The sequence below is a fragment of the Streptomyces corynorhini genome (assembly GCF_003346515.1).
Lineage (GTDB): Bacteria > Actinomycetota > Actinomycetes > Streptomycetales > Streptomycetaceae > Streptomyces > Streptomyces corynorhini.
The window spans coordinates 1-6,200 of record NZ_QQNA01000352.1 but is presented as its reverse complement, the minus strand read 5'-3'; the positions used below and the strand labels follow the sequence as shown (position 1 = coordinate 6,200).

The 6,200-nt window shown below is 74.2% G+C and carries 5 protein-coding genes; all 5 read right to left on the bottom strand.

The window, feature by feature from the left end; genetic code table 11:
- Positions 1 to 44: 44 nt before the first annotated feature.
- Positions 45 to 1,238: a cytochrome P450 family protein gene (locus tag DVH02_RS31885; protein ID WP_114627333.1), complete on the bottom strand. Its 1,194-nt coding sequence runs from the start codon at positions 1,236 to 1,238 to the stop codon at positions 45 to 47.
- 49 nt (positions 1,239 to 1,287) lie between these two features.
- Positions 1,288 to 1,965, bottom strand: a complete 678-nt coding sequence (locus DVH02_RS31880; protein ID WP_114627332.1) for a response regulator — start codon at positions 1,963 to 1,965, stop codon at positions 1,288 to 1,290.
- Positions 1,962 to 3,209 (bottom strand): sensor histidine kinase, encoded by a 1,248-nt coding sequence (locus DVH02_RS31875; protein ID WP_114627331.1) that lies wholly within the window; start codon positions 3,207 to 3,209, stop codon positions 1,962 to 1,964. Before DVH02_RS31875 ends, DVH02_RS31880 begins: the two co-directional genes overlap by 4 nt.
- A 263-nt stretch (positions 3,210 to 3,472) precedes the next feature.
- Complete coding sequence (alc, locus tag DVH02_RS31870) at positions 3,473 to 4,621, bottom strand: allantoicase (protein WP_407697704.1); 1,149 nt, start codon at positions 4,619 to 4,621, stop codon at positions 3,473 to 3,475.
- A 2-nt stretch (positions 4,622 to 4,623) separates the two neighbouring features.
- The gene (gene allB, locus DVH02_RS31865) at positions 4,624 to 5,991 is read right to left on the bottom strand and encodes an allantoinase AllB (protein ID WP_199566487.1); all 1,368 of its coding nucleotides are present in this window, start codon (positions 5,989 to 5,991) and stop codon (positions 4,624 to 4,626) included.
- Positions 5,992 to 6,200: the final 209 nt, after the last annotated feature.

Below are 6,200 nucleotides of genomic sequence, written 5' to 3'. Positions count from 1 at the left end.
CTGAGAGCCCGCCGGGTGCGCCGGTCGCGCCGGGCGCCGCAGCGCTACCAGCGCACCGGGAGCGCGCGCACCCCGCGGATCAGCAGCCCCGGCAGCCAGTCATACGCCCCGGCGGCCGGGTCGAGCGCCAGGTCGGGGCAGCGTTCCAGCAGCGTACGGAGGACGATGCGGGCCTCCAGACGGGCCAGTGGGGCGCCCACGCAGAAGTGGATGCCGTGGCCGAAGGCGAGATGACCAGGGCCCCGGCCCTCGGTCGCCGACCTGCGGATGTCGAAGGTGTCGGGGTCGGGGAAGCGGGCCGGGTCGCGGTCGGCCGAGGCGAGCGAGATCAGGACGGTCCGGTGCGCCGGTATCTCCGTACCGGCGTACGAGACCGGCTCGCGGGTGAACCGTACGGTGCTGGTCTCCACCGGCCCCTCGAACCGCAGCGTCTCCTCGATCGCACCGTCGAGCAGGCCGAAGTCCGCTCTCAGCGCGGCCAGTTGGCCCGGGTGAGCGAGCAGGCACCGTACCGCGTTGGCGATCAGGTTGACCGTGGTCTCGTGCCCGGCGATCAGCAGGACGTAGGCCCACGCGCGCAGTTCCGCCGCCGACAGCCGGTCGCCGTCCTCCGCGCGGGCGCGCAGCAGCGAGGAGAGCAGGTCGTCGGTGGGACCCGCCTTCCTCTTGTCCTCGATGAGCGCGTCGAGGTACGCGCACAGCTCGACCGTCATGACCCGCTGCCCCTCGGGGGTGGTGGGCGCGACGATCTCGTTGGTCCAGACGCGGAAGGTGTCACGGTCGGCGAGCGGCACGCCGAGCAGCTCGCAGATGACGGTGATGGGCAGCGGGAACGCCAGCGCGTCGACCAGATCGCCGCTGCCCGACGGGCCCATCGCGTCGAGGAGTTCGTCGGTGACGCGCTGGATGCGCGGCAGCATCCGCTCCACCCGGCGCGCGGTGAACTCGGGGGCGACGAGCTTGCGCAGCCGGGTGTGGTCGGGCGGGTCGAGGGTGAGCACGTGCGGGCCCATGATCGCCTCGTCGCTCGACTCGTACCCCATGGTGGCCAGCGCCTTGGAGAGCCGCGGGTCGGCGAGGGCCTCGCGCCCCTCCTCGTATCCGACGACCAGCCAGAACGGGTCGCCGTCCCGGGCGATGACCTCGTGGACGGGTCCCGTCTCGCGCAGCTTCGCGTAGTACGGGTAGGGGTCGGCGTTGAAGTCCGGTCCGTAGTGCGCCAGTTCGATGACAGCCATCGGATCAGCCTACGTCGCCACCCCGCGCGATCCGCCGGTTCCGGGCCGATCAGGCCGGGGCGGCCCGGTCCGCGTCCTGCACCAACAGCGCTATCTGCACCCGGTTGTTGAGGCCGAGCTTGGCCAGGATCCGGGAGACGTGCGCCTTGACCGTGGGGACGCTCATGTAGAGGCTCGCGGCGATCTCCGCGTTGGACCGGCCCTGGCCGACGGCGAGCGCGACCTCGCGCTCCCGTTCCGCGAGCGCGGCGAGCCGCCCGGCCGCGTGGCCGCCGCGGCTCACGACGACCGCCTCCTCCTCCGCCACCCGGGTCATCAGCTGGCGGGTGACGGCGGGCGAGAGCACCGGGTCCCCGGCGGCGACCCTGCGCACGGCCGCGACGATCTCGGCGGGCGGTGTGTCCTTGAGGACGAAGCCGGCCGCGCCCGCGCGCAGCGCCCGTACCACCTGTTCGTCGGCGTGGAACGTGGTCAGCACCAGGACCTCGGGGGCGCCGGGGCGGGCGCGCAGCACCTCGGTGGCGGTCAGCCCGTCCATGACGGGCATCCGGATGTCCATGAGAACGACGTCGGGGGCTGCCCGTTCGACCAGGGACATCACCTCGGCGCCGTCGGCCGCCTCTGCCACGATCTCGATGTCGTCGGCGCCGCCGAGCATCAGCGTGAGCCCGGCGCGCACGAGCGGGTCGTCGTCGACAATGATCAGCCTGATGGCCTCGGTGGTCATGGGGTCCACGGTAGCCAAGCAGACACGGTGAATCCGCCGTCCCCGGTGGGCCCGTGTGCGAACCGGCCACCGGCCAGCGCGGCCCGTTCGGTGAGCCCGATCAGCCCCTGTCCCGAGCCGGGCACCTTCGGCACCTCGCCGGGGGGCGCGTCGTTGCGCACCTCGACGGTGAGCCCTTCGCCGGGGCTGCCGCCGACCGCGACGCTCGCGCGGCTGCCGGGCGCGTGCTTGCGGGCGTTGGTCAGGCCCTCCTGGGCGACGCGGTAGGCGGTGCGGCCGAGGGCGGCGGGCACGGCGGCGGGGTCGTCGATCCGGTTGTCGAGCGTGACGCGCATCCCGGCCAGCCGCACCTCGTCGACCAGCGCGTCCAGGGTGGCGAGTGTCGGCTGCGGCCGGTCGCCCTCGCCGCCGGGCGCCCGCAGCACTCCGATGATCATGCGCAGGTCCTGGAGGGCGTCGTGCGCGCTGTCCCTGATCACCCCCGCCGCCCTGGCGACCTCGGGGGCGGGCGCGTCCGGCCGGAACTCCAGGGCGCCCGCGTGGACGCTGAGCAGCGTCAGCCGGTGGGCCAGCACGTCGTGCATCTCCCGGGCGACCTCCTCGCGGGCGAGCCGCTGCGCCTGCTCGGCGCGGAGCGCCGCCTCGGCCTCGGCGCGCACCGCGCGCTCGCGCAGCGCCGCGACCAGCTGGCGCCTGGACCGTACGAGCATGCCCCAGCCGACCGCCAGCAGGAGGACGACCGCGGTCGTGATGATCGCCGCGCGGACGGAGCTGCTCGGATCGGGGCGCAGGTACGCCTGCCCGATCCCGGTCAGCAGCGACACCACGCCGACGATCAGCACGGGCCGGAACGGCCGGTGCACGGCCACACAGAACAGCGCGACCAGGGAGGCTCCCGCGGCGACGGGCGTGAGCGTGCTCAGCACGGCCAGCCCGAGCGCCAGCTCCACCGGCCGGCGGCGGCGCAGCCACAGCGCGCCGCAGGCCAGGACGCCCGCGGCGATGTCGAAGAGGACGACCGGGTCCGGATCGCTCAGCTGGCGGGAGGTCTGGAGACCGATCAGCCCGACGCCGGCCGCGACGAGCGTCATGAGCGCGTCGATGGCCCAGTCCCGTACGGTACGGCGCGGCCGGGCCCGGACGGGCCCTGGGGCCCGGTCGGCCCCGGGCTCCCCGGCCGGCTCGGGATCCCTCGGGTGGAGCATCTCCGAGGGCAGCAGCCAGGGATAGTCCGTACGTGTCATACCGACCACGTTACGCAGGCCGGAGGCGTGACAGTGGGTGCCGGAGCGGGGTCGGTACCAAAGTCGCGAGGTTGCCGACTTCGGTAACGGCGCGGCAGGGCCGTAGGTCCTCATCGCTTGGATCGGGCCGGATCAGATCGCTTGGATCGGGCCGGATCAGGGAGGGCACGCGGTGCCAGGCCCTGTCTTCGAAACGGCGCCGTCCGCCCCCGGGGCGGGGTCGGCGGCGTCCGGCGTCCGCGGGTGTGCGGGCCGTTCGGCTCTCAGCCGCCCAGCTCCCGGTGGCGCGCGGCCAGCCGCGCCGCGCCGGACCGGGTGAGGGAGCCGAACAGCCGCAGCCGGGAGATCCCGCCGTCCGGGAAGATGTCGAGGCGCACCTCGGAGGCGACCACACCTGCGGGCAGTACGTAGCGGTGGTTCGTGTCGGGCTGGAGCGCGGTCCTCGGCAGGATCTCGGTCCAGCCGCCCGGCTCCGTCCCGGCTGCCCGCCCGGCCGCCGGGCCCGGCTCGCCGTCCCGTACCCACAGCGCGGCCCAGCCCGCCGCGTTGCCCTTCAGATACGCGGTGTCGATCTCGACGGCGCGGATCTCGGCCTGCTCCGCCGTCCGGTAGCGGATCCAGTCGTGGCCCAGGTCGCGGCGGCGCCTGGTCTCCCAGCCGTCGTCCATCCGGCCGGAGCGGCCGGGCCCGATGGTGTGGGCGGCGGGCGAGTAGAAGCGGTCGGAGGCGTCCTCGACCCGGCCGCCGTTCTCCAGCGCGACGACGTCGAACGTGCCGAGGGCTGCGAGCCACGCCGGGTCGGGCCGGGCCTCGCCGTACACCCGCAGCCGGGCGATCCCGCCGTCGGGGTGCTGGTTGATCCGCAGGTGGGTGAAGCGGCGCGGGGCGTCGACCGCGAAGCCGTTGGCGGCGTGGCCGCCGATCTCCGTACGGGGTACGAGGACCGTCCACTTCACGCCGTCGGCGAGGAGGTCCGCGGGGGACGGGGTGCCGGGCAGCGCGGTGGCCTCCACGGAGACGGCGCGCGGATGGTTTCCCCGGAAGTGCGCGGTGTCGACGACGATGCCGCGGATCGTTCCGGGGACGCCGAGCCGTACCAGCGCCCAGTCGTGGTCGGTGTCGGCGGGGTGCGGGCGGGCGCCGCCGCTCCCGCGGCGGCGGCGGGTCTCCCAGCCGTCCATGATCTTGCCCTTGTGGCCGAAGCGTTCCGGTTCGAAGGTGGCGGGGCCCGGCTTCAGCAGGTTCTCGCGCTCGGCGAAGAACTCGTCGTTGGCGGCCGTCACCCCGGCGCCGAGCCGCCGGTCGGCGAGGTCGGTGAGGTGGGTGAAGGGGAAGTCGGCGGCGCGGTAGTCGGCGTACGGGTCGCCGCCGCCGTACGGCTGGGCGTCACCGGTGAAACGGGGCTCGGACACGTTCAGTCGTTCCTTTCGAGCAGGCGTCCCGCGGGCTCGGCGAAGGCGCCGTCGCGGAGGATCGGAGCGCCGCGCAGCCAGGCCGATCTCACCACGCCGTACAGCGTTCTGCCCGCGTACGCCGTGATCTGGTTGCGGTGGTGCAGCGCGACCGGGTCCACGGTGAAGGTCTCCTCCGGGGCGAGGACAGCGAAGTCGGCGTCACGACCGGCCTCGATCGCTCCCTTACGGGTCAGCCCCGCGAGCGCGGCGGGGGCCGTCGACATCCAGCGCACGACGTCCTCCAGCGGCCGGCCGCGTCTGCGCGCCTCGGTCCAGATCGCCGGGAGCCCCAGCTGGAGGGAGGAGATACCGCCCCAGGCGGTGGCGAAGTCGGGGGTCTTGAGGTCGGTGGTGCACGGCGAGTGGTCGGAGACGACGCAGTCGATGGTGCCGTCGGCGAGCCCCTGCCACAGCGCGTCCTGGTTCGCGGCCTCCCTGATCGGCGGGCAGCACTTGAACTCCGTCGCCCCGTCGGGGACTTCCTCCGCCGTGAGCGTGAGGAAGTGCGGGCAGGACTCGGCGGTGATCCGCACTCCGGCGCGTCTGGCCCCGGCGATCAGCGGCAGCGCGTCCGAGGAGGACAGATGCAGGACGTGCACCCGGGCGTCGAGCCGCTCGGCCTGCGCGACGAGGTGCGCGACCGCCGCGTTCTCGGCGCCGCGCGGGCGGGACGCCAGGAAGTCGGCATAGGCGGGGCCGCCGCGCAGCGGCGCGGACTCCAGGGCGTGCGGGTCCTCCGCGTGCACGATCAGCAGCCCGCCGAACCCCGTGATCTCGGCGAGCGAGCGGCCGAGGCGCTCCTGGTCCAGCTCGGGGAACTCCTCCACACCGGACGGCGACAGGAAGCACTTGAAGCCGAAGACCCCGGCGTCGTGCAGCGGCCGCAGCTCCTTCACGTTGTCCGGGACCGCGCCGCCCCAGAATCCGACGTCGACGTGGATACGGCCGCGCGCCGCCGCGCGCTTGGTCTCCAGGTGGGCGGGGGTGGTGGTGGGGGGCAGCGAGTTGAGGGGCATGTCGAGCAGGGTGGTGACGCCACCGGCCGCGGCCGCGCGGGTGGCGGTCCAGAAGCCCTCCCACCGCGCGCGCCCCGGGTCGTTGACATGGACGTGGGTGTCGACGAGGCCGGGGAGTACGGCGTCGTCCCCGACATCCTCCAGCCGGGCGCCCGCCGGTATCCCGCAGGCGTACGGCAGGACGGCGGCGACCGTGGCTCCGGCGACGGCGACGGAGGCGGGGCGTACGCCGTCGGGGGTGGCGACGCGGGTGGAACGCAGTATCAGGGTCACATCGTTCACATCGGACACGTGTAGCCCTTCCGGACGCATCTGCGAATTCAACGAACTGTTGAAGGAGTCTCACTCCGCACGCAGGACCAGTCAAGGGCACCCGCACGCCCCACGCGCCCCGGAGACGCCCCGGAGATGTGCCCGAAATGCGCCCGACATGCCGCTACCGCTCCGCGCCCGCTCCCCCGCGCGCGGCTCGGTCACGCGAGAGCCGTCGCACGGACCGGCGCGCGGGGGAGCGGGCGCGG

Coding starts and splice junctions, on each gene's coding strand:
- DVH02_RS31885 (WP_114627333.1), bottom strand. CDS start 1,238: ATGGCTGTCATCGAACTGGCGCACTACGGACCGGACTTCAACGCCGAC.
- DVH02_RS31880 (WP_114627332.1), bottom strand. CDS start 1,965: ATGACCACCGAGGCCATCAGGCTGATCATTGTCGACGACGACCCGCTC.
- DVH02_RS31875 (WP_114627331.1), bottom strand. CDS start 3,209: ATGACACGTACGGACTATCCCTGGCTGCTGCCCTCGGAGATGCTCCAC.
- allB (WP_199566487.1), bottom strand. CDS start 5,991: ATGCGTCCGGAAGGGCTACACGTGTCCGATGTGAACGATGTGACCCTG.